This is a genomic window from Bacillus sp. N12A5, from assembly GCF_026790125.1.
GTDB lineage: Bacteria > Bacillota > Bacilli > Bacillales > Bacillaceae > Bacillus.
In genome coordinates this window covers 129,113-153,021 of sequence record NZ_JALAMR010000003.1, presented here as the reverse complement: position 1 = coordinate 153,021, position 23,909 = coordinate 129,113, and the positions used below count along the sequence as shown (strand labels likewise).

Below are 23,909 nucleotides of genomic sequence, written 5' to 3'. Positions count from 1 at the left end.
CCTGGCTCGTAAAGCCTAATTAGTTGCAGTTATTATTTTGAACAATCCGATTTTGTTTACACTGGTATTTTTTGCTGCGGTATGAAACTTTCCAAGTAAACAATCGTACATATAGATGATTAGCTTGCAAGGGGGGATGATTTGTGAAGGTCAAAGGACTCAATCATTTGTTATTTTCAGTTTCTCATCTGGATTCTTCAATTGATTTTTATGAAAACGTGTTTGATGCCAAGCTTCTGGTAAAGGGCAGAACGACAGCTTATTTTGATTTAAATGGCATTTGGCTTGCGCTTAATGAAGAACCAGACATTCCGAGAAATGACATTAAGGCGTCTTACACCCATATTGCTTTTACGATTGAAGAGCGGGATTTTGAGGACATATCAGCAAAATTAAATAGGCATCATGTCAATATTCTGCCTGGCAGAGAACGAGATGAACGCGATCGAAAATCGATTTATTTTACAGACCCTGACGGCCATAAATTTGAATTTCATACCGGAACCCTTCAAGACAGACTTTGTTATTACAAACAGGAAAAAACACATATGGAATTTTATGAATGAACAAACTTAACATAAAGTGATTGAAAAAAACTGAACCAGCACTGGTATTAACGATTTTGTGATGCCATTTACCATAAAGTCTGGAACTCAACATCAAAACCGACACACGGGTGCTAATAAGCTGAACATATTGAAACGTTAAGCTCACTATAATAAAGGAGAGTGAGCTGTTTTTTTAGAAAAAACTGAACTAACTATACTATGTACTAAATTTTCGCAATAATTCAATTTTTACGCTCCTTAAATAAACTTTAAGCCTAATCATTCCACGCCCTAAAAGAATGAAACCTTTTTAAGAAGATGCCGTCTAATTATTTAAACAGATAGCATTCTGATAAAAGTTTCCTAAAGGAAAGAAAATTTCTTGACTTCAACAATTGTTTGATGGATAATTATGGTGTAAACATGATGTTCTTTTTCCTCCTATTCAGGCTCGCTCCTAAAAGTCAGGGCGAGCCTGCTTTTTTTGAACAACAAACCCCCTCTCCGTAAAGGAAGAGGGGGTTATTTCATAATGATAGATCAATAGGTTAATGGACCGTTCTGAAAACGCCAATCACCTTGCCTAGAATGCTGACATTCTGTAAGATGATAGGTTCCATCGTTGGGTTTTCAGGCTGTAAGCGAATATGAGTATCTTCTTTATAGAAACGCTTTACCGTAGCTTCGTCATCTTCTGTCATCGCCACTACAATTTCCCCGTTGTTCGCAGTGTTTTGCTGTTTAACGATGACATAATCCTTATCGAGAATACCAGCATCAATCATACTGTCTCCCATAATCTCCAGCATAAATACATGCTCATCCGGGGGAACCATACGGTCAGGAAGCGGAAAATATTCTTCAATATTTTCTACTGCTGTAATAGGAGAACCCGCTGTGACTTTTCCGATGACCGGTACATTAACGACCTGGCTTTGCGGAATGTCTACTTCTTCATCTAGAATTTCTATCGCTCTTGGTTTTGTCGGATCCCGTCTAATCAGCCCTTTTGTTTCCAAACGTGCCAAATGGCCGTGGACAGTTGAACTGGAAGCAAGCCCGACAGCCTCTCCGATTTCTCTTACGGAAGGCGGATATCCTTTTGATTTAACCTCTGCTTTAATAAAACGGAGGATATCAAGTTGCCTTTTTGATAGCTTCGTCATTTTTCGCACCTCAAAACGTCGATTTTAAGAAGATTATAGCATGATTTTCCTTACAGTACAAACATAGGTTCGAAAAAAACAATTGACAGAAACATTTGTTCGTATATACTGAAACTATAAAAAGCGAACAAACATTCCTGTTGGAGGTTATGATCATGAGTAAAGAATCTATTATTTTTGTCGGTCTGTTCACAGTGATTTTGAGCGCGGTTATCCTTTTGCTGTCATATACAAGCAGCGGCCAGGAGCTTAATCAGTATGTTAAAATAGAAGTCCAGCAAGGCGACACACTTTGGTCAATTGCGGATCAGGTAGCAGATAAAAAAAAGATAAACAAAAGTGATTTTATTCAATGGATAGCTGATAACAATCATCTTCAGACGTCTGATATCCAGCCGGGAGATGAGTTAGTGATTCCATTGAAAAAGAAGCATCAGGATGCCTATGAATTGGCAACTGTAAGATAGAGAGAGGAAAGAAAAAAAATGAAAGCACTCATTTATGCCCGCGTGAGCACAAATAAAGAACAGCAAGAGACCTCGTTAAAGCGGCAGGAGGAAGAGCTTACGGCCATTGCAGCCGAGAACGGCATGGAAGTTGTCAAAGTGATTTCTGAAAAAGCCAGCGGATATGAAATGGATCGGGATGGTGTATTTGAGCTGCTTGATGAGATCAAAAATTCTGGAATAGATGTTATTTTAGTTCAGGATGAGACAAGGCTCGGACGGGGAAATGCAAAAATCGCACTGCTTCATTGCATCTACAGAGAAGGTGTGAAAGTCTATACAACGGCTCACAGAGGTGAACTGGAGTTATCAGAGGCTGATTCGATGGTGCTGGAGATCGTCAGCATTGTGGAAGAGTACCAGCGGAAAATTCACAACATGAAAATTAAACGCGGAATGAAGCGTGCCGTGAAAAACGGTTTTAAACCGCAAAAAAACCTGAAAAACCAACATGAAAACAGCGGGAAAGAAAGAATAGAGGTCCCCATCTCAGAGATCGTCCGCCTAAGAGCCAATAAACTGACGTTCGCAGAAATTGCGGCTACGTTAAGAGGTTTTGGCTATGATGTGTCTAAAGCGACCGTCCACAGACGGTTTCAAGAATACATAGAGAATGAAGAGACTGCCGAGTGAATCAGTTGTAAAACTCATTTTGATCTAGTACTATATAGACAAATTGGAATAAAGGAGTTTAACATGATTTCAAACGCAAAAATTGCCAGAATTAATGAACTTGCTGCCAAAGCCAAAGCTGGCGTTATGACAGAAGAAGAAAAAGCCGAACAGCAAAAGCTCCGACAAGAGTACCTGAAAGGTTTTCGCTCTTCTATGAAAAACACTTTAAAAAGTGTGAAAATCATTGACCCAGAAGGCAATGATGTAACACCAGAAAAGTTAAAAAGAGAACAAAGAAATAACAAACTTCACTAATATAAGAGGAATACGGAAATATCGTATTCCTCTTTTGCATATACTACAACAAAACTTTTATGTGACAAAATTCAACAAGTTTCTCTCAAATTTAAGCTGAAACAGTTGAGAAAAAGTCGTCAGACATTTATGATGTAAGGGTACAACACATAAGGAAGGGGATTTTTATGGATACAATTGAAAAAAAATCAGTTGCTACCATTCGCACACTGTCAATAGACGCAATTGAAAAAGCAAATTCTGGTCACCCAGGGATGCCAATGGGGGCCGCTCCAATGGCATACACGCTGTGGACAAAATTTATGAATGTAAGTCCGGCAAATCCTGGCTGGTTTAACCGTGACCGTTTTGTTTTATCTGCTGGACACGGATCAGCACTTTTATACAGCATGCTTCATTTAAGCGGGTTTGATCTTAGCATCGAAGATCTAAAGGGATTCCGCCAGTGGGGCAGTAAAACACCTGGACATCCAGAATTCGGACATACTGCCGGTGTCGATGCAACTACAGGGCCTCTTGGTCAAGGAATTGCCATGGCGGTCGGAATGGCTATTGCTGAACGCCATTTAGCCGAGACTTATAACCGCGATTCATTTAACGTAGTCGATCATTATACATACAGTATTTGCGGTGATGGTGATTTAATGGAAGGTATTTCTTCTGAAGCCGCTTCACTCGCTGGCCATCTTCAGCTTGGCCGTCTGATCGTATTATACGATTCTAATGACATCTCTCTTGATGGAGATCTTGACCGTTCATTCTCTGAAAACGTGAAGCAGCGTTTTGAAGCAATGAATTGGGAAGTTCTTTATGTCGAGGATGGAAACAACATTGAAGAATTAACAGCGGCTATCGAAAAAGCACGCCAAAATGAAAAGAAACCTACATTAATTGAAGTGAAAACAACAATTGGATTCGGTTCACCTAACCGTGCCGGCACATCCGGTGTTCATGGTGCGCCGCTTGGTAAAGAGGAAAGCAAATTAACAAAAGAAGCTTACGCGTGGACGTATGAAGAAGATTTCTACGTTCCGTCTGAAGTATATGAGCATTTCGCTTCAGCAGTTAAAGAATCAGGCGAGAAAAAGGAACAAGAATGGAATGCCCAATTTGCTAAATATAAAGAAGTTTATCCTGAACTTGCCGAACAGCTTGAGCTGGCAATCAAAGGAGAGCTTCCGAAGGACTGGGATCAAGAGGTTCCTGTTTATGAAAAAGGAAGCAGCCTGGCATCCCGTGCATCTTCCGGTGAGGTTCTCAACGGGCTTGCGAAAAAAATTCCTTTCTTTGTCGGAGGTTCTGCTGACCTAGCTGGATCTAACAAAACGACAATTAAAAATGCCGGTGATTTCACAGCGGTTGATTACTCAGGCAAAAACTTCTGGTTTGGTGTTCGTGAATTTGCGATGGGTGCAGCTTTAAATGGTATGGCGCTTCATGGCGGACTTCGCGTATTCGGCGGGACTTTCTTTGTTTTCTCTGATTACCTGCGTCCGGCGATTCGCCTTGCAGCATTAATGGGTCTTCCTGTCACATATGTCTTCACTCATGACAGTATTGCAGTAGGTGAAGACGGACCGACGCACGAGCCTGTTGAACAGTTGGCTTCACTCCGCGCGATGCCTAATCTTTCCTTGATCCGTCCTGCAGACGGCAATGAGACAGCGGCAGCATGGAAGCTTGCAGTGCAAAGCACTGACCAGCCAACAGCGCTAGTATTGACACGCCAAAACCTTCCTACGATTGACCAAACAGCTGAAGAAGCATTGGCAGGAGTAGAAAAAGGTGCATATGTCGTTTCTAAATCTAAAAACGAAACACCTGACGCTCTTCTTATCGCTTCAGGCTCTGAAGTAGGTCTTGCGATTGAAGCACAAGCTGAATTGGCAAAAGAAAATATCGATGTTTCTGTTGTCAGCATGCCTTCAATGGATCGTTTCGAGAAACAATCTGATGAGTACAAAAACGCCGTTCTTCCTGCAGATGTGAAAAAACGTCTTGCAATTGAAATGGGCTCATCATTTGGATGGGGCAAATACACGGGGCTTGAAGGAGACGTTCTCGGCATAGACCGCTTCGGTGCATCTGCTCCTGGTGAAACGATCATTAACGAATACGGCTTCTCAGTACAGAACGTAGTGAATCGAGTTAAGGCATTAATCAATAAGTAAGTCTTTGAAAGAGGATGAGTCAAATCATCCTCTTTTTCTTGTTTATCCGACAAAAATAGTATTGGCTGTTTAACAGTAATAGACAATTCTTTCTTTTCTTCTTTTGTATAATAGAGAGCAAATGAAATGCTGCTGGTAAAGGGGATGAAAAGATGGAACGTCACTACTATACGTACCTGATAAAAGAGGAATTTGCCAATCACTATTTCGGGCGGGAATCGGTTATGTTTGAGCTGTTTCAAGACTATCATTGGACAAGCCTTGAAAAGCAGCAGTATGAAATGACAGAGAAACAGATTCAATATATTACACAGCCAATCCCAATTTTACATATGCATCAGAGGTTAAAAATGAATTTAAACAAGACGGATTACAGGCAGCTGGATTATATTTATAGAATAGCTTTGCCGAAAGCAAAAGGCCACGCAACGTTTATGATGAAGGAGCACATGATAGAAATTGTGGCTTCGGGAGATTACGAGGCAGAAACGATTTTCTTTGAAGTGTTAAGAAAGGTAAGCCCTTGCTTTCTGGCAATGGATTTCAATTCGAAGCGGTATGGATGGCTAAATCCGGTGAAAGAAAGAAATTTTGTCTAAAACCGAAGAAAAAGAGATGTAAATGTTGTATAATAGCTTTTGGTTTAGTACACTTTAAACTAGACAACATGAAGGAGGAAATAAAATGACTTTATGGGTTGGCATCCTAGTGGGCGTTGTTGCATTGCTCATAGGTGTTGCACTCGGGTTTTTTATTGCTCGTAAATATATGATGAGCTACCTTAAAAAGAATCCGCCTATTAATGAACAAATGTTACGCATGATGATGATGCAAATGGGAATGAAACCTTCTCAAAAGAAAATCAATCAAATGATGAAAGCCATGAATAATCAAACGAAATAATACGTAAAGATTATGATATAGAGAAACATGGTTATAAAATAAAAAACCCTTATACGGGTTTTTTATTTTGCAATTATTCATCACCCGCTACTGCTCGAAGGCGCTGCTTTTGATATTGTATGAGAAGATGGTCAAGCTCCTGACTGAGCTCTATCGTAATATGAGATGTCATTCCGTTCGCCATGACAATTTGCAGCAGCTCTGCTCTTTTTTTTTCAATTTCATTTAATAGATGCTCTCTAATCACAGGGATGTATCCTTTCATACATTAGATCTTCAAAAGTGAATGTTTATATTATATCCATATTTATACTAATTTTCAAATGAGAAGGAGTACAATATCTCAATGTCAAATTAAATTATATAAGTTTTTTCTATAAATAGAAATCCTTCAAGCAAAAGTGTTAAAAAAATGAAATCATTTTGTCATAACTTGAAGGTATGTCAAATGATGAAGGGATGATGACATGGGAGATGTAAATTACTTTTTGACATTCGGAGCGGGGTTTTTATCCTTTATTTCGCCTTGCTGCCTGCCGCTTTACCCAGCTTTCTTGTCATATATTACAGGGGTCAGCATGGATGATGTGAAAACCGAAAAGCTGCTGCTGCAGAAAAGAAGCTTGTTTCATACTTTGTGTTTTTTGCTTGGTTTTTCGATCATTTTTATCGCTTTAGGCTACGGAACATCCTTTATTGGCAGCCTGTTTAGGGATTATCACGATGCAATTCGGCAAATTGGGGCATTGCTCATTATTTTGTTCGGTTTCATTACGCTTGGCGTGTTCCGGCCTGAGGCAATGATGAAAGAGCGGAGAATCCATTTTAAACATAAACCAACCGGATTTTTAGGTTCCGTCTTAATCGGAATGGCATTTGCAGCGGGATGGACGCCATGTACCGGTCCGATTTTAGCCGCTGTTATCACGCTTGCAGGGACAAATCCAGGCTCAGCGGTGCCGTATATGCTGTTATATGTACTCGGCTTTGCTGTTCCGTTTCTTTTATTGTCTTTTTTTATCACAAAGCTGAAGTGGATAAGGAAAAACCAGCTTTTGATGATGAAAGCGGGAGGCGTTTTGATGATTGTGATTGGTATACTGTTATTCTTTGATTGGATGAGTGTGATCATTATTTTGCTGTCTGATCTATTTGGGGGATTTACTGGTTTTTGACGGTAAATTACTTTCGAACTACTACTAAACCTTTTGTTTTTGGTACAATAAGACTATTATCTGTGGAAATCGTTTTTTGGAGGGGAATATGACAAGAGTTTTAGTTGTAGACGACGCCAAGTTCATGAGAGTGAAAATTAGAGAGATCTTGGAAGAGGCAAATTACATAATCGCAGGCGAAGCAGCGGACGGTGAGCAAGCAGCGGACCTGTATAAAAAACTTCGGCCGGACATTGTGACAATGGATATTACAATGCCAGTGAAAAACGGCATTAAAGCGCTTCGTGACATCTTAACCTTTGACCCTAAAGCGAAGGTCATTATGTGCACTGCCATGCGCCAGCAAAGAATTGTAGCTGAAGCAATTGAACTGGGGGCGAAGGACTTTATTGTCAAGCCGTTCGAGGAATCAAAAGTGTTAGAAGCTGTTAGCCGCGTTATGGGGCATTAAAGTCATTTCTTTTGAAATTGGTTTTTTTTATTGTTTTGGAGTATAGTATATAGTATCACACTCCGAGAAACAAAGGAATGATATGTATGATGATTATAATTTCATCGATTATTGCTGTGTTAATGGCTGTAGCTGTGATGGTGGTCAGAATAAAGTCATCTGACAAGCCCGTTTCACCGAAAAAAATCATTCTTCCGCCGATTTTTATGAGTACGGGAGCGTTAATGTTTTTATTTCCGGTATTTTGGGTCACTGGTGCAGAGTTTTTAGAAGCCATCACCTTAGGCGTGATTTTCTCTATTTTTCTAATCAAAACGTCTAAGTTTGAAATTAAGAATAATGAAATTTACTTGAAGCGCTCTAAAGCATTTGTCTTTATATTAGTCGGTCTTTTAGTGATCAGAATCGTGATGAAATCAATTTTGAGCACATCAATTGATTACGGCGCATTGAGCGGAATGTTTTGGATTCTGGCATTCGGTATGATTGTGCCGTGGAGAATCGCCATGTATTTATCATATCGAAAACTTCATAATGAACTGCAGTCAGCTAATATTCAAATGAATTAAAAAACCTTTCCACCTGTCAGGAAAGGTTTTTTTATTTAAGAAGGGTCTGATAAGGTTCGAGATCGATATTTTTGTCTCGCAGATGTCTTTTTAAGAAGGTATGGTCTCTTTTAGGAGTTGCGAGAATATAGCCTCTGATCATCAGTTGCTGATCAATCTTTGATACCTTTTCTTTTAATGCTAGCTCACCTATTTTACCTGCGATTTTGGCTTTTGCGGCATCTCTGAACAGTTCCGGAACAGGCGATACCAATTCATTCAGAAATTGTTTGTTTTCATTGCTCCACAGATGCCTGCTTTTTTCGATATAGTAATCCTGCCAATCAAGCTCTGACCTGCCGTCTTCTTTTGGTAAACGCTTTAGAAACTTTCGAAACATAAAAAAGCCGCCGATTGATAATAAGACAACCATCGTGATCACCCAAAACAGAATAAACCACAAAAACCAGCCTTCAAGCATTAATCATTCCCCCTTATTCTAACCATATTGTATACGAAGAGAGAATAGAAGAACACAGTAAAAAAAGAATAGAAAAAAGTGATAGACGTCTAGTCAAAAGAGATAGTAGATCATATTTTATTGTATAGTGAATCTGCTATTTGGCCATGGGAGAGTCACTAGAGGGTATTTGACGATAAACGGACGGAAAAAAAGTCACTTTCATAATAGGGGATGAAAGTGACTTTTTATGTTTAGCTGAGAGGAAATTGAAGAGAAAAAGAAGAACCATCTTCTGTTTCTTTATTGACGGCAACTGTGAGTATTTGGTTTTCGCATTCAGTTTGAATGGTTTTGTCATTCAAATAAAAAGGAAGCATCATTTGTTTTTCAAACGTCTGTCCTGATGATTTGACTGTCAAAATGAACTCGCATCCGGACAGGGTAACCGTTACTTGTGTCGGCTTTAAAAACGTCAGATCCGCTTCAATAATATACTGCTGACTTGTTTCATATAAATCAATAGGCAATGTTTCGTCGTACCAGGCAAAGGGGTCTTCAAAAAATTGCCGAAGCCACTCATCCATACCATCGAAATCATTAGCATCATTACGTTTTGAATGGGTCATGGAAGCATTCCCTCCACATATCAACCTTGCTTTCCATCATATGCGGAGGTTGAGAAATGGGTGAACGCATAAAAAAACAGACACTTAGGTCTGCTTTTCTTACATATCATGGCTTGAGTTGTGCTTCTGTCTTGTGTGGTTTCGGTTCTTCACTTTTTTGCTTCCGCTCAGAGGCTCCGGCTGGCCCGGATTGTGTCCTTTAGGGGCGTTTTTATGCATATCTTTACTTGTATTTTTATTGGTCATAAAATGAGAACCTCCTTAAAAGAGTCCGAAGTTATTGATTGGTTTTTCTTTTTTTATTATTTTGGCGTTCAGCCTCAGTCAGTACAAGCTGGTCGTTTTCGATGTAGCCGGCGCCTTTGCCTTGGCTTTTCGCGTCATTCATTCCGTTAATGACGTGATTTGCTTTTCTTTTGACCATCATTATCACCTCAATCATAATATGGCTCCTTTTGTGATGATATATGAGAGAGCATAAACAGCAATAATTACCGGTACATTAGTCTCATAAGCCGAACTTATTGTATTTAATAAAAACATTGATATTTACTTATGTATGATTTTGTTTTAATATGAAATTGTGAGAAAATTGTGATGGAATGTAACATTCATCTGAGAATGATCTGATCTGAAGGGGGATTTTGGAGAATGGCAAACGAGCAAAAAACAGCAGCAAAAGACGTTTTCCAAGCGAGAAAAACGTTTACTACTAATGGGAAAACATATCATTACTACTCTTTAAAGGCGTTAGAGGATTCAGGTATCGGGAAAGTTTCGAAACTTCCTTATTCCATCAAAGTTCTTTTAGAATCAGTATTGCGTCAAGTTGACGGATTCGTCATTAAAAAAGAGCACGTGGAAAATTTGGCAAAATGGGGAACTGCCGAATTGAAGGAAATCGACGTTCCGTTCAAACCGTCTCGTGTAATTTTACAAGACTTCACTGGGGTTCCGGCAGTAGTAGACCTTGCTTCACTGCGTAAAGCAATGGCAGCTGTAGGCGGAGATCCAGATAAAATTAATCCTGAAATTCCTGTTGATCTCGTTATTGACCACTCTGTACAGGTTGATAAAGCGGGCACAGAAGATGCGCTAGCTGTTAATATGGATTTAGAATTCGAAAGAAATGCAGAGCGCTACAAATTTTTAAGCTGGGCAAAGAAAGCGTTTAACAACTATCAGGCAGTGCCGCCTGCAACAGGGATCGTGCACCAGGTAAACCTCGAGTTCCTGGCAAGTGTCGTTCATGCCATTGAAGAAGACGGCGAGCTTGTAACGTATCCTGATACGCTTGTCGGAACAGACTCCCACACAACAATGATTAACGGAATCGGCGTTCTTGGCTGGGGTGTCGGCGGAATTGAAGCTGAAGCGGGAATGCTTGGACAGCCTTCTTACTTCCCTGTTCCTGAGGTAATCGGCGCGAAACTTGTCGGCAAGCTTCCAAACGGAACAACAGCAACTGACTTAGCGTTAAAAGTGACACAGGTGCTGCGCGAAAAAGGCGTTGTCGGAAAGTTTGTTGAATTCTTCGGGCCGGGAGTTGCTGAACTGCCGCTTGCAGATCGCGCAACTATTGCGAACATGGCTCCGGAATATGGTGCTACATGCGGATTCTTCCCAGTAGACGAAGAAGCGCTTAACTACTTGCGACTGACAGGCCGTGATCCAGAACATATTGATGTTGTCGAAGCATACTGCAGAAGCAATGGCTTGTTCTATACTCCTGATGCTGAAGACCCTCAATTTACTGATGTGGTTGAAATTGACCTGTCTCAAATTGAAGCAAACTTATCAGGTCCAAAACGTCCTCAGGATTTAATCCCGCTTTCTGCTATGCAGGAAACGTTTAAAAAGCACTTAGTCAGCCCTGCGGGTAACCAAGGGTTCGGTTTAAATGCTGAAGAAGAGGATAAAGAAATTAAGTTTAAACTTCTCAACGGCGAAGAAACAGTTATGAAAACGGGTGCAATCGCGATTGCTGCGATTACAAGCTGTACGAATACATCAAACCCGTACGTTTTGATCGGCGCCGGACTTGTGGCGAAAAAAGCGGTTGAATTAGGGCTTAAGGTGCCTAATTATGTGAAAACGTCACTTGCACCGGGTTCAAAAGTCGTTACAGGGTATCTTGTGAATTCAGGCCTTCTTCCATACATGAAAGAGCTTGGTTTTAACCTCGTTGGATACGGATGTACAACATGTATCGGAAACTCAGGACCGCTATCACCAGAAATCGAAGAAGCGGTTGCGAAAAACGATCTTCTGATTACATCTGTTCTTTCCGGAAACCGTAACTTTGAAGGGCGTATTCACCCGCTTGTTAAAGGCAACTATCTTGCTTCCCCGCCGCTTGTTGTGGCGTATGCACTGGCTGGAACGGTGAACATTAACCTGAAAACCGATCCGATCGGCGTGGGCAAAGATGGTCAAAACGTTTACTTTAATGATATTTGGCCGTCAATGGACGAAATTAATTCACTTGTTAAGCAAACTGTAACACCTGAGCTCTTCCGCAAAGAATATGAAACGGTATTTGATGATAACAAGCGCTGGAACGAGATTGAAACAACAGATGAAGCTTTATATAAATGGGATAGCGAGTCTACTTACATTCAGAACCCGCCATTCTTCGAAGAAATGTCTGTGGAACCAGGCAAGGTTGAGCCATTAAAAGGTCTTCGTGTTGTCGGCAAATTTGGTGATTCAGTCACAACCGACCATATTTCTCCAGCAGGGGCAATCGGAAAAGATACGCCTGCCGGTAAGTACTTGCAGGAGAAAGGTGTTTCACCTCGCGACTTTAACTCCTATGGTTCCCGCCGCGGAAACCATGAAGTGATGATGAGAGGGACATTTGCAAACATCCGCATCAAAAACCAAATCGCGCCGGGAACAGAAGGCGGATATACAACGTACTGGCCAACTGGTGAAGTAACATCGATCTACGATGCGTGCATGAGATATAAAGAAGATAAAACCGGTCTTGTCGTGTTAGCCGGAAAAGACTATGGTATGGGATCTTCACGTGACTGGGCTGCAAAAGGAACAAACCTTCTCGGCATCAGAACGGTAATTGCTGAGAGCTTTGAAAGAATTCACAGAAGCAACCTTGTATTCATGGGTGTGCTGCCGCTTCAATTTAAACAAGGTGAAAATGCGGAAACACTCGGCTTAACTGGTAAAGAAGTCATCGAGGTTGATGTTGATGAAACCGTTCGCCCTCGTGACCTTGTCACAGTAAGAGCAATCAATGAAGACGGTGATGTAACAACATTTGAAGCAGTCGTCCGCTTCGATAGCGAAGTTGAGATTGATTACTACCGCCATGGCGGCATCCTGCAAATGGTGCTTCGTGAAAAAATGAAGCAATCCTGATGAATCAATAGAAGAGAAGGCATTCAGCTTTCTCTTCTTTTTATGACTAATGTGCTGCGGAGGTGGCATATGCTGAAAAAATGGCTCGCAGGGATTCTGCTTATCATACTTGCCGGTTATATGGGATGGAATTTGTATCAAACATACAGCAAAAAAGAAGTCGGGATTGAAGAGGGACAGCAAGCACCTCATTTTACTTTGAAAACGTTGTCAGGGGAGAAAACCTCCTTACAGGACACAAAAGGAAAAAAAGTGCTGCTCAATTTTTGGGCAACTTGGTGTAAGCCGTGCCGTCAGGAAATGCCGGCGATGGAACAGCTCCAAAAAGAGCACGCAGATAAACTTGCTGTTGTGGCGGTGAATTTCACCTCAGCTGAGAAAAGCGAGCAACAGGTTCAATCGTTTGCTGATACGTATGATTTAACGTTTCCTATCCTGATTGATAAAAAAGGAATCAATGCTGACTATAACGTGATGTCATACCCAACGACGTATATCTTAGATGAAAAAGGCGTTATTCAAGACATACACATCGGCACGATGACAAAAAAAGAAATGGAACAAAGACTGGATCTTGATTAGATTCAGTTTTTTTATGTTCTGATACGCTTACAAGTTTTCAGAATTGGAAAAAATAAAAGAATATGCGGAGGTGAGAAGAGTGAAGAAGATGAGAAAGCGTTCTTTTCATGAGCTTGTCATGGAAAATAAAAAAGAGTTGATGACCAATACAGAGTATTTGAATCAGCTTGAAGAAAAGCTTGAACAGCGATTTAAGCAAAAATAACCTTTAATTTGTATTCATGTTTACCCCTCCTTTTGAGAATCCTATCTGTTGAGGAGGGATAAACATGGGAAACAACAAGAAAAACGGTCAGCCTCAATATGCTCCAAGCCACTTGGGTACAAAGCCTGTAAAATATAAAGCCAATAAAGGGGAAAAAATGCAGGATACTTCCGGCCAGCAGCCGATCATCATGCAAACAAAAGGCGAATAACGCGAATCGAATTTATTTCTAGGGGGTACATTCGAATGACGAATAACCAAAAGCAATACCAGCAGCCTAATCCTGATGACCGTTCTGATAACGTAGAAAAATTGCAGGATATGGTGCAAAATACAATTGAAAACATGGAAGAAGCAGAAGAATCAATGGAGTTTGCTTCAGGAGAAGATAAGCAGCGCATCAAAGAAAAAAATGCCAGACGCGAACAAAGCATCGAAGCGTTTCGCAATGAAATTCAAGACGAATCTGCAGCGAGAGAAAACGGATACCGCTCTTAAAAACCAGGGAAACCTGGTTTTTTTCTTTCTGATTTGATTATGGTAAAATGGGGCTAAATTGACGTTAAGGGAGCAGAGTAATCTTGCATGTATCAAAAAAAGAAATAGAAGTGCGTTACGCAGAAACAGATCAAATGGGGATCGTCTATCACGCAAATTATCTGGTGTGGATGGAGGTCGGCAGAACGGCCCTGATTAAGGATTTAGGCTTTTTATACAGTGATATGGAAAAGAGAGGTGTCCTGTCTCCAGTCGTTGATATCAATATTTCCTATAAAAAGCCGCTTCATTATGGAGAAACTGCGGTTGTGCACACGTGGATAGAGCAATACAACGGCTTTAAAACCGTCTATGGATATCACATTTACAATCCGGCCGGTGAGCTTTCTATTGAAGCTACCTCATCTCATATTTGTGTGGATAAAGAAAGCTTTAAGCCTATTCAGTTTCGCAAAGCTTTCCCTGATTGGCACGCAGCATATGAAAAGGCCAAAAAATAGGGAAGTGAACGAAATATGGCGTTTGGTGTGAAACGTGAGGAACTGAATCGGTGGAAACAAGCGGTAAAAAGAGGAGAAATCGCATTTTTAACACATTACTGGCTGGATGACCGGTTCCCAGAAGCGAAGACCGTGACAAAAGCCGGCTGTGCAGATATTGATAAGCTGATTCAATGGGGAGAGGCGTACGGTTTAAAAAAAGAATGGATACATAGGAAAAGTGGATTTCCTCACTTTGATCTGCTGGGTGAGACCCAAAAGTATATTTTGGAACAAGAAAACCTGACCGATCATCTTATTCGATTTCATTTGTAAAAAAAGAACGCACGTAATGTGCGTTCTTTTTTATTGGTATTCAAAAACAGGTTCATCAGCGTCCGCTGAATAGCTGACTAGAAGGTCGTGGTTATCGAAATACCATAGATCACTTTCTTCGATAAAGAAAGTAATGCCGCCGGCTTCTGCAGTGACTCCAGCCTCTTGTGGGGCATCTTTCGCCACACCGAGAGAAAAACCCTTTTGAACGTTGCTGCAGCCGCCGTAGCGGACGAAAAAGCGAACCTGGTCTCCGCTTTCTAAATCGAGCTCTTCTTTATACCAGTTCAGTGCGTCTTCGTTAATTGTCATATTCATAACAGAACACCCCTTTGTTCTTCATTTGAATTTTCTCTATTATAAACGTATTAGGCTATTCTGTGTCAAAAGAGAAGTTTTTTACGTTTATAACCATTTTACTTTTGGTTCTGTTTTATTGATAATACGTTTAATGTTCGCCCGGTGTCTGTATATGACAAAGATAGTGAGCAGGGTAACGACAATCAATAAATACTTATCATGGACAAAGAGACTATATATAACAGTATAGATCCCTGTTAACATCGATGACAGAGAAACAAATTTAGTCAAGTATAAAAAGATGAAAAATACCGCGACCATCGTGATAAATAACAGAGGTGCGTAAAATAGCAAAACGCCTCCGGATGTTGCCACGGCTTTGCCGCCTTTAAATTTGGCGAAGATGGGAAACACGTGTCCTAAAACCGCAAAGACTCCTGCAAGAAGCGGATGAATATCAACATGCATGAGAAAAGGCAATGCAGTCGCCAGCGTCCCTTTCAAAATATCCCCGGCTATAACGACCGAACCAGCTTTTACGCCCAATGTACGGAATGCATTGGTAGCGCCTAAGTTGCCGCTTCCGTGCTCCCGAATATCAATTCCCTTGGCAAGCTTGCCCACAATTAAGCCAGATGGAATGCTGCCTATCAGGTAGGCCAAAATAATCAATAAAGCAATTAACATCTACATTTCTCCTTTTTCAAAATCCCTTCTTTCTATTTTAACATGAGATGTCATGATCTGATGACAAGTTTTTTGTAAAGTTTGCTTACAAATCCAATCAAACATGCATCATACTTTGATTTCTTTCATTTTTTTCGTGTAAGATAAATAAAAAAGGAGTGGTACATGATGCAAAACCCATCCAAAGCAGAAATTAAAGAGATTCTTGATAGAAGCAAACGAATCGCGGTAGTGGGGCTTTCAGACCGCCCGGATAGAACGTCCCATATGGTTTCAAAAGCGATGCAGGATGCGGGCTATGAAATCATTCCCGTTAATCCTACAATTGATGAGGCGCTTGGTGTCAAAGCCGTTTCATCTTTAAAGGAGATTGACGGCCCGATTGACATCGTCAATGTATTCCGGCGCTCAGAACAGCTTCCAGACGTGGCGAAAGAGTTTTTGGAAACTGATGCTCCAGTATTTTGGGCACAGCAAGGATTGGTAAACGAAGAAGCTTACCAGATGCTAAAGGAAAAAGGCAGAACGGTTATCATGGATCTGTGCATAAAAGTGGCGCACGCTGTAACAAAATAGGTGCAGAACTGCAAAAATCCTTGTAAATTCAAGGATTTTTGCTTTTTAATTTTAAGATATTGTTTGCGTATTACGGTGAAACAGATACAATAAAGCTTGAACAGCTTTTTTTGAATACCTTGTCCAGCTGGGTTTCGGCCGTTCGATTTGCGAAGGTCTGCTGCTTTATATATAATAAACAAACATACGTTCTCATGACGTAAAAACAGCACTAGCCGATGTTTTGCGAACTGATTCGTTCGCTCTATGTTGCGATCGCAAACATATTGGTTATAATGAGGAGTCCAAGGCAGTACCGGCTTGAGGCTAGGTTTATAAAAAATACTTTATACTATTGACGCGTAACACTGAAAAAGAGAAAGACAATGTTAGTTTTTGAAAGGGGTTTGTACGTTTGGCTAGAAAACAGCAATTTGATTACAACGAAGATGCCATACAGGTGCTCGAAGGCCTTGAGGCTGTCAGGAAAAGGCCGGGTATGTATATTGGCTCTACTGACGCGCGTGGCTTGCACCACTTGGTTTATGAAATTGTAGATAACTCTGTCGACGAGGTACTTGCCGGCCATGGAGATCATATTATCGTCAAAATACATAAAGACAACAGTATTTCTGTACAGGATAGAGGCCGCGGCATGCCGACCGGAATGCATAAGCTTGGCAAACCAACCCCTGAAGTGATTTTAACTGTGCTTCATGCCGGAGGAAAGTTCGGCCAAGGCGGCTATAAGACAAGCGGAGGGCTGCACGGAGTCGGTGCATCTGTCGTGAATGCTTTATCTGAATGGCTGACGGTTACCATTGAGCGGGACGGTTTCGTCTATCAGCAGCGATTTGAAAATGGAGGAAAACCGGTTACATCTCTTGAAAAGATCGGCAAAACAAAAAAGACAGGGACGCTTACGCACTTTAAGCCAGATCCAACGATGTTCAGCACAACCACTTATAATTTTGAAACGCTTTCTGAGCGCTTAAGAGAATCGGCGTTTTTGTTAAAAGGATTAAAAATTGAGCTGATTGACGAGCGGAATGACCAGCATGAGGTCTTTTATTATGAGAACGGCATAGAAGCGTTTGTCGCTTACTTAAATGAGGAGAAAGACGTCTTATCTGAAGTGGTCTCGTTTGAGGGAGAGCACCATTCAATAGAAGTGGACTTTGCGTTCCAGTTTAATGATGGCTATTCTGAAAACATCCTGTCATTTGTTAACAACGTCAGAACAAAAGACGGCGGCACGCATGAGTCAGGTGCAAAAACAGCGATGACACGTGCTTTTAATGAATATGCGAAAAAAGTGGCTTTGTTGAAAGAAAAGGATAAAAACCTGGAAGGCACCGATATAAGGGAAGGGCTTTCAGCCATTATTTCTGTCCGCATTCCTGAGGAACTTCTTCAATTTGAAGGACAAACAAAAGGAAAGCTCGGGACTAGTGAAGCGAGATCAGCAGTTGACGCAATTGTTTCAGAGCAGCTTGCTTACTTTTTAGAGGAAAACCGGGACACCGCAACACTTCTTGTCAAAAAGGCGATCAAAGCTAGCCAGGCGCGAGAAGCGGCACGAAAAGCCCGTGAAGAAGCAAGAAGCGGCAAAAAACGCAAAAAATCAGAAGCGACATTAAGCGGGAAGCTGACACCTGCGGGTTCAAGAAACCCTGCAAAAAATGAATTATATCTCGTTGAGGGGGATTCAGCAGGCGGATCAGCCAAACAGGGACGAGACCGCAGATTCCAAGCGGTACTGCCTTTACGCGGTAAAGTCATTAATACGGAGAAAGCTAAGCTTGCTGATATCTTTAAAAATGAAGAGATCAATACAATCATACATGCGATCGGCGGGGGTGTCGGAGCGGATTTCTCAATCGATGACATCAACTATGACAAAATCATCATTATGACCGATGCGGATACTGACGGCGCTCATATTCAAGTGCTGCTTCTCACCTTTTTCTATCGCTACATGAAGCCGCTCATTGAGCATGGCAAGGTGTTCATAGCATTGCCACCTTTATATAAGGTCAGCAAAGGAAGCGGGAAAAAGGAAATCATTGAATATGCTTGGTCTGATGAAGAGATGGATGATGTCTTGAAAAAAGTCGGCAAGGGCTATACCATTCAGCGGTACAAGGGTCTTGGAGAGATGAACGCAGACCAGCTATGGGAAACGACGATGAATCCGGAGTCCCGCACGCTTGTAAGGGTCAAAATCGACGATGCGGCACGCGTAGAGAGACGTGTGACGACGTTAATGGGAGACAAAGTAGAGCCGCGCAGAAAGTGGATTGAGAAAAACGTCGCTTTCGGCTTAGATGAAGAGAGCAATATTTTAGAAAATGAAAACTTATCGGTCGCTGAGGAGGTATAATGATTGTCACAGCCAGAATTATTTCATGATTTACCATTAGAAGAGGTCATCGGCGACCGTTTTGGACGCTATAGTAAATATATTATTCAAGACAGGGCGCTTCCAGATGCGAGAGACGGCTTAAAGCCGGTGCAGCGCAGAATTCTGTATGCGATGCATACTGACGGAAATACGTTTGATAAAAACTTCAGAAAAGCGGCCAAAACGGTCGGTAACGTTATCGGTAACTATCATCCGCACGGTGACAGTTCGGTTTATGAAGCAATGGTGCGTATGAGCCAGGATTGGAAAGTGCGAAATGTGTTAATCGAAATGCATGGGAACAACGGAAGCATCGACGGAGATCCCCCGGCAGCCATGCGTTATACAGAAGCGAGATTATCTCCAATCGCTTCTGAGCTACTTCGGGACATTGACAAAAATACAGTTGAATTTGTGCCGAACTTCGATGATACAAGCAAGGAGCCTGTCGTACTCCCGGCAATGTTTCCTAACCTATTGGTCAATGGATCTACCGGGATTTCAGCAGGATACGCAACCGACATTCCCCCTCACCACCTGGGAGAAGTCATTGATGCTGTCATCAAGCGCATTCAAATGCCATCTTGCTCTGTTGATGAACTTATGGAAGTCATTAAAGGTCCTGATTTTCCAACAGGCGGTATTATACAAGGCGTTGACGGCATAAAAAAAGCTTACGAAACCGGAAAAGGGAAAATCATTATCCGCGGAAAAGCTGAAATTGAAACAATCAGAGGCGGACGAGAACAAATTGTCATTACTGAAATTCCATTTGAAGTAAACAAAGCAAACCTTGTGAAAAAAATGGACGAATTCCGCATTGATAAAAAGGTTGAGGGCATCTCGGAGGTTCGTGATGAAACGGATCGAACAGGGCTGAGAGTAGTCATTGAACTGAAGAAAGAAGCAGATGCCAAAGGTATTTTGAATTTCTTATATAAAAATACCGATTTGCAGATCACATATAACTTTAATATGGTGGCCATCCATAACCGCCGTCCGATGCTGATGAGCCTGCCGTCTATTTTGGACGCATATATCGGCCACCAAAAGGAAGTCGTCACAAACCGATCCGTTTACGAGCTTCAAAAAGCAAAAGACAGACACCACATCGTAGAAGGTCTCATGAAAGCTTTGTCCATTTTGGATGAAGTGATTGCAACAATTCGTTCTTCCAGCGATAAACGTGACGCTAAAAATAATTTGATTGCGAAATATGAATTTACAGAGCCTCAGGCTGAAGCGATCGTGTCATTGCAGCTATACCGTTTAACAAACACAGATATCACAGCGCTGAAGGAAGAGGCAGAAGAGCTTGGCAAAAAGATTGAAGAGCTTGAATCTATTTTAAGCAACGATAAAAAGCTCTTAAAAGTGATCACAAACAGCTTAAAAGCACTGAAAAAGAAATATGCAGATGCGAGACGCTCAGTGATTGAAGAAAAAATTGAGGAAATTAAAATTAACCTTGAAGTGATGGTTGCGTCTGAGGATGTATATGTGACTGTTACAAAGGATGGTTACCTGAAACGTACGAGCCAGCGGTCATTTGCCGCTTCTAACGGTCAGGATTTCGGAATGAAAGATACGGACAGAATGCTGCATCAGTTTGAAATGAATACGACGGATGTGCTGCTGCTCTTTACGAACAAAGGAAGCTATATCTATTGTCCGGTTCACCAGCTGCCTGATATCAGATGGAAGGACATGGGCCAGCATTTTTCAAATATGATCACTATTGACCGTGATGAAACGATTGTAAAGGCTATACCGATAAAAGAATTTGATCCGTCGGCATATCTTTTGTTCTTTACGAAAAACGGCATGGTGAAAAAGACAGAACTTACCCATTATAAAGCACAGCGATATTCTAAGGCGCTTGTGGCCTTAAATCTAAAGGGTGAAGATGAACTGATCGATGTACATGTGACAAATGGGGAAAGCCAGATCTTTATGGCGACTCATCTAGGGTACGGCCTATGGTTTGGAGAAGACGAAGTAAATGTAGTTGGCGCGCGTGCGGCAGGTGTCAAAGGGATTAACTTAAAAGAAGATGACTTTGTTGTCTCCGGAGAGATCCTTCAGGAATCTGATTCAATTGTATTGTTCACTCAGCGGGGAGCGGTGAAACGCATGAGCCTTTCTGAGTTTGAAAAAACATCCCGCGCAAAACGCGGTGTCGTTATGTTAAGGGAACTGAAGAAGAATCCTCACCGTGTCGTCTCAGTGTTCGCTTGCGGTCTTGATCAGCGATTTATGGCAGAAACTGAAAAAGGCGACAGAAAAGAACTGCTGGCAAAAGACTTGCGGACAAACGACAGATACAGCAATGGCTCTTTCTTGATTGATGAAGAGGAATCAGGCAAGGTTACAGCTGTCTGGCGCCTTCATACAGAACAATAATAAAAAACCCGCTCGCATGATGTGAGCGGGTTTCGTTTGTTTATGAATCAGCTTTCATGGCTGGAGAAAAGATCCGTTACGGCATGAATGACTTCGATTCCTTGCCATACAAATAAATTCAGCGCTGTGAAAGAAAATAAGCCTAAAATCACCATTCTTAAGATAAACAACATGTTAAACAGCCTCCTCATATTTTGTTATATAATCGGGTGATGTTGAACATGAAGTTTGCCAAAATAAGACGATTGATAAAATTTGGCCAGTATAAAGCTTTTCTTTCGCTGTCGCCTCCGGGAGTAACCCGTATGTTTGCTTTCAGCGGTTACAAGCAGAACAGCCAATGCCCATAAAGCGGTCAGGGTAAATGCTCCTGTGATGGATTTCTTTTCATCATCTGCATTTTGTCCGGCTTTCATTTCATGCATTTCCTGCTGGTCAGCTACAGCCTTATAATGATGGCCAATATCAAAGGCATGGGGAATTGAGAACAAATGAAAACTGGCAATCGCCAAGAACAAGATGGATGCTTTCAATATCGTTACCTTTTTCAAATGATCTGCCCCCCTTTAATATTACTGAATATTTTTATAATAATACCCCAATTCATCCCCAAAGTAAACCTGATTTATTAAATTTAAAAATAAAGTTCACTTTGTTAAGTATATATCTTTTTGCTTATTTTTGAAAGAGAAATATCTTTTATTAGTGTATGTATACCCGATCTAAGGTGTGAATGAAAACACATTTTAAACGTTATGTTTGTTGTTTAGGATTTATAACTTTAATTATCTTAGGAAACAGAAAGTGACAGGCAAGAAAATCTTACATTTTTAAAAGAATCTCTTTTTTTAAATACAAGCTTAAATGAAATATTTTTATTCATGGGAAAATAAAAGAGAGAGGACCAAAGGGGTAAAACTCAATCTAGAACAATAATCTTCACGAAAAAACTTCCTAATTCGACATATTGTGATATAATAAGACTCGTTATGTTAAAAAATCTAACATCAAAATCGAATTCATAGTGATTGATGAAAACGGGAGGTAAATATGGAGTCTTTTTTCAACAGTTTGATTAATATTCCAAGTGATTTCATCTGGAAATACCTATTTTATATTTTAATAGGGCTTGGATTATTTTTTACCATACGTTTTGGTTTTATCCAATTCCGCTATTTTATTGAAATGTTCAGAATAGTAGGGGAGAAACCAGAAGGAAATAAAGGTGTTTCATCTATGCAGGCATTCTTTATTTCGGCCGCATCCCGAGTCGGTACAGGAAATTTGACTGGTGTCGCCTTAGCCATTGCAACTGGCGGACCGGGCGCTGTATTTTGGATGTGGGTTGTAGCTGCTGTAGGGATGGCTTCGAGTTTTGTTGAGAGTACGTTAGCGCAGCTTTATAAAGTGAAGGACGGAGACGATTTCCGCGGTGGACCGGCCTACTATATCCAAAAGGGCCTTGGGGTCAGATGGCTCGGCATTGTTTTTGCTGTCTTAATTACGGTCTCATTCGGTTTAATCTTTAACGCTGTTCAAACGAACACCATTTCAGGGGCATTAGATGGCGCATTCCATGTCAATAAAATTGTTGTCGCCATTGTTCTGGCAGCTTTAACGGCGTTTATCATTTTTGGCGGTTTAAAACGTGTTGTGGCTGTATCACAGCTAATCGTGCCGGTTATGGCAGGCATTTATATTCTCATTGCTTTGTTTGTCGTTATTACTAATATAACAGCATTCCCTGGCATTATCGCAACAATTGTGAAAAATGCTTTCGGTATTGAACAAATCGTCGGCGGCGGATTAGGAGGCATCATTGTTATCGGTGCTCAGCGCGGACTTTTCTCAAACGAAGCTGGAATGGGAAGCGCTCCGAACGCGGCTGCGACAGCTCATGTATCGCATCCGGCAAAGCAAGGCTTTATTCAAACATTAGGCGTATTTTTCGATACCTTTATCGTATGTACATCTACAGCCTTCATTATTTTGCTGTACAGTGTGGCACCAAAAGGTGATGGTATCCAAGTAACGCAGGCTGCCCTTAATCATCATATTGGAGGCTGGGCGCCTAGCTTCATCGCTGTCGCAATGTTCCTGTTTGCCTTCAGTTCAGTTGTCGGGAATTATTATTATGGCGAGACAAACATTGAATTTATTAAAACTAGCAAGACATGGCTGAACATTTACCGTATCGCTGTTATTGCTATGGTTGTCTATGGATCTCTATCAGGCTTCCAAATCGTTTGGGATATGGCGGACCTCTTTATGGGTATCATGGCGCTGATTAACTTAATTGTGATTGCGCTGCTGTCAAACGTTGCTTATAAAGTGTATAAGGATTACGCGAAACAGCGTAAGCAAGGGCTTGATCCTGTATTCAAAGCGAAAAACATCCCGGGCCTGAAAAACGCTGAAACTTGGGAAGATGAGAAACAAGAAGCATAAGAACACGGCTGCATTCAATTCATTGGATGCAGCTTTTTATTTGCTAAAAAGAAGCGGAATTTTTTTAGATAAAAAAATAACGTGTAAAGTCCTGGTTAAACACTTTTATGTTTTGTTAACATGTATCAGCTGTACCAGAAATAA

At 41.1% G+C, this 23,909-nt stretch carries 30 protein-coding genes and 1 pseudogene; 21 read left to right on the top strand and 10 right to left on the bottom strand.

Going from position 1 to position 23,909, the window contains the following annotated elements:
- The first annotated feature begins 143 nt into the window (after positions 1-143).
- The gene (gene fosM, locus MOC09_RS03990; RefSeq protein WP_268362265.1) at positions 144-566 is read left to right on the top strand and encodes a FosM family fosfomycin resistance protein; all 423 of its coding nucleotides are present in this window, start codon (positions 144-146) and stop codon (positions 564-566) included.
- A 530-nt stretch (positions 567-1,096) separates the two neighbouring features.
- Here fosM and lexA read toward each other — a convergent pair.
- A complete protein-coding gene (gene lexA, locus MOC09_RS03985) occupies positions 1,097-1,714 on the bottom strand; it encodes a transcriptional repressor LexA (RefSeq protein ID WP_003238209.1) in 618 nt (205 codons plus the stop codon).
- A gap of 149 nt (positions 1,715-1,863) precedes the next feature.
- Between lexA and yneA the strand changes: the two genes are divergently transcribed.
- The 6 genes from yneA (at position 1,864) to MOC09_RS03955 (ending at position 6,224) form a co-directional block, all read left to right on the top strand.
- On the top strand, positions 1,864-2,181 hold the full coding sequence (gene yneA / locus MOC09_RS03980; RefSeq protein WP_268362930.1) for a cell division suppressor protein YneA: 318 nt from the start codon (positions 1,864-1,866) through the stop codon (positions 2,179-2,181).
- An 18-nt stretch (positions 2,182-2,199) separates the two neighbouring features.
- A complete protein-coding gene (locus MOC09_RS03975; RefSeq protein ID WP_019258523.1) occupies positions 2,200-2,853 on the top strand; it encodes a YneB family resolvase-like protein in 654 nt (217 codons plus the stop codon).
- 63 nt (positions 2,854-2,916) lie between these two features.
- Entirely contained in the window at positions 2,917-3,150 is a 234-nt protein-coding gene (locus MOC09_RS03970) for a DUF896 domain-containing protein (RefSeq protein WP_071579098.1), read from the top strand.
- Between the two features lie 167 nt (positions 3,151-3,317).
- Entirely contained in the window at positions 3,318-5,321 is a 2,004-nt protein-coding gene (gene tkt, locus MOC09_RS03965) for a transketolase (RefSeq protein ID WP_268367285.1), read from the top strand.
- Between the two features lie 152 nt (positions 5,322-5,473).
- Positions 5,474-5,920 (top strand): sporulation inhibitor of replication protein SirA, encoded by a 447-nt coding sequence (gene sirA / locus MOC09_RS03960; protein ID WP_003231591.1) that lies wholly within the window; start codon positions 5,474-5,476, stop codon positions 5,918-5,920.
- An 85-nt stretch (positions 5,921-6,005) separates the two neighbouring features.
- Positions 6,006-6,224, top strand: coding sequence for a YneF family protein (locus MOC09_RS03955; protein WP_003221221.1), 219 nt, complete (start codon positions 6,006-6,008; stop codon positions 6,222-6,224).
- 73 nt (positions 6,225-6,297) lie between these two features.
- On the opposite strand, the gene ynzD is transcribed toward MOC09_RS03955, so the two are convergent.
- Entirely contained in the window at positions 6,298-6,471 is a 174-nt protein-coding gene (ynzD, locus tag MOC09_RS03950; RefSeq protein ID WP_024121579.1) for an aspartyl-phosphate phosphatase YnzD, read from the bottom strand.
- A 220-nt stretch (positions 6,472-6,691) separates the two neighbouring features.
- Here ynzD and ccdA point away from each other — a divergent pair, with 220 nt between their 5' ends.
- The 3 genes from ccdA (at position 6,692) to MOC09_RS03935 (ending at position 8,419) form a co-directional block, all read left to right on the top strand.
- Positions 6,692-7,399, top strand: coding sequence for a cytochrome c-type biogenesis protein CcdA (gene ccdA / locus MOC09_RS03945; protein ID WP_268363046.1), 708 nt, complete (start codon positions 6,692-6,694; stop codon positions 7,397-7,399).
- 88 nt (positions 7,400-7,487) lie between these two features.
- On the top strand, positions 7,488-7,850 hold the full coding sequence (locus tag MOC09_RS03940) for a response regulator (RefSeq protein WP_268363045.1): 363 nt from the start codon (positions 7,488-7,490) through the stop codon (positions 7,848-7,850).
- A gap of 77 nt (positions 7,851-7,927) precedes the next feature.
- The gene (locus MOC09_RS03935; RefSeq protein WP_268367283.1) at positions 7,928-8,419 is read left to right on the top strand and encodes a CcdC family protein; all 492 of its coding nucleotides are present in this window, start codon (positions 7,928-7,930) and stop codon (positions 8,417-8,419) included.
- 31 nt (positions 8,420-8,450) lie between these two features.
- Here MOC09_RS03935 and MOC09_RS03930 read toward each other — a convergent pair whose 3' ends face one another.
- The 4 genes and pseudogenes from MOC09_RS03930 to sspO all read right to left on the bottom strand — a co-directional run bounded on the left by MOC09_RS03930 (position 8,451) and on the right by sspO (position 9,911).
- Positions 8,451-8,879, bottom strand: a complete 429-nt coding sequence (locus MOC09_RS03930; RefSeq protein WP_268360739.1) for a DUF2621 domain-containing protein — start codon at positions 8,877-8,879, stop codon at positions 8,451-8,453.
- Positions 8,880-9,112: 233 nt separating this feature from the next.
- A pseudogene (cotM, locus tag MOC09_RS03925) lies at positions 9,113-9,506 on the bottom strand (outer spore coat protein CotM).
- An 80-nt stretch (positions 9,507-9,586) separates the two neighbouring features.
- Positions 9,587-9,733: a small acid-soluble spore protein P gene (locus MOC09_RS03920; protein WP_003221237.1), complete on the bottom strand. Its 147-nt coding sequence runs from the start codon at positions 9,731-9,733 to the stop codon at positions 9,587-9,589.
- Positions 9,734-9,764: 31 nt separating this feature from the next.
- Positions 9,765-9,911: an acid-soluble spore protein SspO gene (gene sspO, locus MOC09_RS03915; protein ID WP_003244839.1), complete on the bottom strand. Its 147-nt coding sequence runs from the start codon at positions 9,909-9,911 to the stop codon at positions 9,765-9,767.
- Positions 9,912-10,138: 227 nt separating this feature from the next.
- Here sspO and acnA point away from each other — a divergent pair, with 227 nt between their 5' ends.
- The 7 genes from acnA to MOC09_RS03880 all read left to right on the top strand — a co-directional run bounded on the left by acnA (position 10,139) and on the right by MOC09_RS03880 (position 14,968).
- Entirely contained in the window at positions 10,139-12,868 is a 2,730-nt protein-coding gene (gene acnA, locus MOC09_RS03910) for an aconitate hydratase AcnA (protein ID WP_268369636.1), read from the top strand.
- A 69-nt stretch (positions 12,869-12,937) separates the two neighbouring features.
- Positions 12,938-13,450 carry a redoxin domain-containing protein gene (locus MOC09_RS03905; protein WP_268360735.1) on the top strand — a complete coding sequence of 171 codons (513 nt, stop codon included), beginning with the start codon at positions 12,938-12,940 and terminating at the stop codon, positions 13,448-13,450.
- 79 nt (positions 13,451-13,529) lie between these two features.
- A complete protein-coding gene (locus MOC09_RS03900) occupies positions 13,530-13,655 on the top strand; it encodes an FbpB family small basic protein (RefSeq protein WP_003244964.1) in 126 nt (41 codons plus the stop codon).
- 64 nt (positions 13,656-13,719) lie between these two features.
- On the top strand, positions 13,720-13,866 hold the full coding sequence (sspN, locus tag MOC09_RS03895) for an acid-soluble spore protein SspN (protein WP_268360734.1): 147 nt from the start codon (positions 13,720-13,722) through the stop codon (positions 13,864-13,866).
- A gap of 35 nt (positions 13,867-13,901) precedes the next feature.
- Positions 13,902-14,153, top strand: a complete 252-nt coding sequence (tlp, locus tag MOC09_RS03890; RefSeq protein WP_268369635.1) for a small acid-soluble spore protein Tlp — start codon at positions 13,902-13,904, stop codon at positions 14,151-14,153.
- An 83-nt stretch (positions 14,154-14,236) separates the two neighbouring features.
- Complete coding sequence (locus MOC09_RS03885) at positions 14,237-14,653, top strand: YbgC/FadM family acyl-CoA thioesterase (protein ID WP_014476945.1); 417 nt, start codon at positions 14,237-14,239, stop codon at positions 14,651-14,653.
- 15 nt (positions 14,654-14,668) lie between these two features.
- Entirely contained in the window at positions 14,669-14,968 is a 300-nt protein-coding gene (locus MOC09_RS03880; RefSeq protein WP_187956246.1) for a hypothetical protein, read from the top strand.
- Positions 14,969-14,998: 30 nt separating this feature from the next.
- Here MOC09_RS03880 and MOC09_RS03875 read toward each other — a convergent pair whose 3' ends face one another.
- On the bottom strand, positions 14,999-15,286 hold the full coding sequence (locus MOC09_RS03875) for a HesB/YadR/YfhF family protein (protein ID WP_268360731.1): 288 nt from the start codon (positions 15,284-15,286) through the stop codon (positions 14,999-15,001).
- Positions 15,287-15,373: 87 nt separating this feature from the next.
- Positions 15,374-15,955, bottom strand: a complete 582-nt coding sequence (plsY, locus tag MOC09_RS03870) for a glycerol-3-phosphate 1-O-acyltransferase PlsY (protein WP_252685486.1) — start codon at positions 15,953-15,955, stop codon at positions 15,374-15,376.
- A gap of 168 nt (positions 15,956-16,123) precedes the next feature.
- Between plsY and MOC09_RS03865 the strand changes: the two genes are divergently transcribed.
- The 3 genes from MOC09_RS03865 to parC all read left to right on the top strand — a co-directional run bounded on the left by MOC09_RS03865 (position 16,124) and on the right by parC (position 21,317).
- Positions 16,124-16,531, top strand: coding sequence for a CoA-binding protein (locus MOC09_RS03865; RefSeq protein ID WP_268360729.1), 408 nt, complete (start codon positions 16,124-16,126; stop codon positions 16,529-16,531).
- Positions 16,532-16,925: 394 nt separating this feature from the next.
- On the top strand, positions 16,926-18,893 hold the full coding sequence (gene parE, locus MOC09_RS03860; RefSeq protein WP_268360727.1) for a DNA topoisomerase IV subunit B: 1,968 nt from the start codon (positions 16,926-16,928) through the stop codon (positions 18,891-18,893).
- A 3-nt stretch (positions 18,894-18,896) separates the two neighbouring features.
- Positions 18,897-21,317 (top strand): DNA topoisomerase IV subunit A, encoded by a 2,421-nt coding sequence (gene parC, locus MOC09_RS03855; protein WP_268360725.1) that lies wholly within the window; start codon positions 18,897-18,899, stop codon positions 21,315-21,317.
- 47 nt (positions 21,318-21,364) lie between these two features.
- Here the strand turns inward: parC and MOC09_RS03850 are convergent, their stop codons facing one another.
- A complete protein-coding gene (locus MOC09_RS03850) occupies positions 21,365-21,490 on the bottom strand; it encodes a hypothetical protein (protein ID WP_268360724.1) in 126 nt (41 codons plus the stop codon).
- Positions 21,491-21,514: 24 nt separating this feature from the next.
- On the bottom strand, positions 21,515-21,868 hold the full coding sequence (locus MOC09_RS03845) for a hypothetical protein (RefSeq protein ID WP_268360723.1): 354 nt from the start codon (positions 21,866-21,868) through the stop codon (positions 21,515-21,517).
- 499 nt (positions 21,869-22,367) lie between these two features.
- Here MOC09_RS03845 and MOC09_RS03840 point away from each other — a divergent pair, with 499 nt between their 5' ends.
- Positions 22,368-23,765: an alanine/glycine:cation symporter family protein gene (locus MOC09_RS03840; RefSeq protein ID WP_268360722.1), complete on the top strand. Its 1,398-nt coding sequence runs from the start codon at positions 22,368-22,370 to the stop codon at positions 23,763-23,765.
- The last annotated feature ends 144 nt before the right edge of the window (positions 23,766-23,909 follow it).

Bases quoted from the DNA above. Each gene is read 5' to 3' on its own strand.
- tlp (WP_268369635.1), top strand. From the start codon at position 13,902: ATGACGAATAACCAAAAGCAATACCAGCAGCCTAATCCTGATGACCGT.
- MOC09_RS03955 (WP_003221221.1), top strand. From the start codon at position 6,006: ATGACTTTATGGGTTGGCATCCTAGTGGGCGTTGTTGCATTGCTCATA.
- MOC09_RS03875 (WP_268360731.1), bottom strand. From the start codon at position 15,286: ATGAATATGACAATTAACGAAGACGCACTGAACTGGTATAAAGAAGAG.
- sirA (WP_003231591.1), top strand. From the start codon at position 5,474: ATGGAACGTCACTACTATACGTACCTGATAAAAGAGGAATTTGCCAAT.
- MOC09_RS03935 (WP_268367283.1), top strand. From the start codon at position 7,928: ATGATATGTATGATGATTATAATTTCATCGATTATTGCTGTGTTAATG.
- MOC09_RS03880 (WP_187956246.1), top strand. From the start codon at position 14,669: ATGGCGTTTGGTGTGAAACGTGAGGAACTGAATCGGTGGAAACAAGCG.
- lexA (WP_003238209.1), bottom strand. From the start codon at position 1,714: ATGACGAAGCTATCAAAAAGGCAACTTGATATCCTCCGTTTTATTAAA.
- MOC09_RS03850 (WP_268360724.1), bottom strand. From the start codon at position 21,490: ATGTTGTTTATCTTAAGAATGGTGATTTTAGGCTTATTTTCTTTCACA.
- MOC09_RS03940 (WP_268363045.1), top strand. From the start codon at position 7,488: ATGACAAGAGTTTTAGTTGTAGACGACGCCAAGTTCATGAGAGTGAAA.
- sspO (WP_003244839.1), bottom strand. From the start codon at position 9,911: ATGGTCAAAAGAAAAGCAAATCACGTCATTAACGGAATGAATGACGCG.
- MOC09_RS03905 (WP_268360735.1), top strand. From the start codon at position 12,938: ATGCTGAAAAAATGGCTCGCAGGGATTCTGCTTATCATACTTGCCGGT.
- ccdA (WP_268363046.1), top strand. From the start codon at position 6,692: ATGGGAGATGTAAATTACTTTTTGACATTCGGAGCGGGGTTTTTATCC.
- plsY (WP_252685486.1), bottom strand. From the start codon at position 15,955: ATGTTAATTGCTTTATTGATTATTTTGGCCTACCTGATAGGCAGCATT.
- tkt (WP_268367285.1), top strand. From the start codon at position 3,318: ATGGATACAATTGAAAAAAAATCAGTTGCTACCATTCGCACACTGTCA.
- MOC09_RS03970 (WP_071579098.1), top strand. From the start codon at position 2,917: ATGATTTCAAACGCAAAAATTGCCAGAATTAATGAACTTGCTGCCAAA.
- yneA (WP_268362930.1), top strand. From the start codon at position 1,864: ATGATCATGAGTAAAGAATCTATTATTTTTGTCGGTCTGTTCACAGTG.
- MOC09_RS03840 (WP_268360722.1), top strand. From the start codon at position 22,368: ATGGAGTCTTTTTTCAACAGTTTGATTAATATTCCAAGTGATTTCATC.
- MOC09_RS03930 (WP_268360739.1), bottom strand. From the start codon at position 8,879: ATGCTTGAAGGCTGGTTTTTGTGGTTTATTCTGTTTTGGGTGATCACG.
- MOC09_RS03920 (WP_003221237.1), bottom strand. From the start codon at position 9,733: ATGACCAATAAAAATACAAGTAAAGATATGCATAAAAACGCCCCTAAA.
- sspN (WP_268360734.1), top strand. From the start codon at position 13,720: ATGGGAAACAACAAGAAAAACGGTCAGCCTCAATATGCTCCAAGCCAC.
- acnA (WP_268369636.1), top strand. From the start codon at position 10,139: ATGGCAAACGAGCAAAAAACAGCAGCAAAAGACGTTTTCCAAGCGAGA.
- MOC09_RS03975 (WP_019258523.1), top strand. From the start codon at position 2,200: ATGAAAGCACTCATTTATGCCCGCGTGAGCACAAATAAAGAACAGCAA.
- MOC09_RS03865 (WP_268360729.1), top strand. From the start codon at position 16,124: ATGCAAAACCCATCCAAAGCAGAAATTAAAGAGATTCTTGATAGAAGC.